The sequence below is a fragment of the Staphylococcus pasteuri genome (genome assembly GCF_030547725.1).
Lineage (GTDB): Bacteria > Bacillota > Bacilli > Staphylococcales > Staphylococcaceae > Staphylococcus > Staphylococcus pasteuri.
Map to the genome: position 1 here is coordinate 1 of NZ_JAUOQO010000795.1, position 243 is coordinate 243.

1 protein-coding gene is annotated in these 243 nt (G+C 38.7%); it reads left to right on the top strand.

The annotated features are described in order from the left end of the window. The coding region (locus Q4528_RS15530; RefSeq protein WP_439848949.1) for a hotdog family protein at window positions 1-181 on the top strand (181 nt) is incomplete at its 5' end. Window positions 182-243 lie beyond the last annotated feature (62 nt).

The following is a 243-nucleotide window of genomic DNA, read 5'->3' on the forward strand; positions in this document are numbered from 1 at the left end:
GTTTACTGGTCAGGTACTACCTACTGCGAAGAAAGTCACTTACCGCATCAAAATGAAACGCGTAATTATGCGTAAGCTAGTGATGGGAATTGCTGACGGTGTCGTTGAAGTAGATGGCCGAGAAATCTATTCGGCGAATGATTTGAAAGTAGGTTTGTTCACTGATACCTCAAGCTTCTAAATAACTCTTTTAACCTAAAAAAGCCCTTTTAAAAGGGCTTTTTTTTAGTTGTTATCTAATCC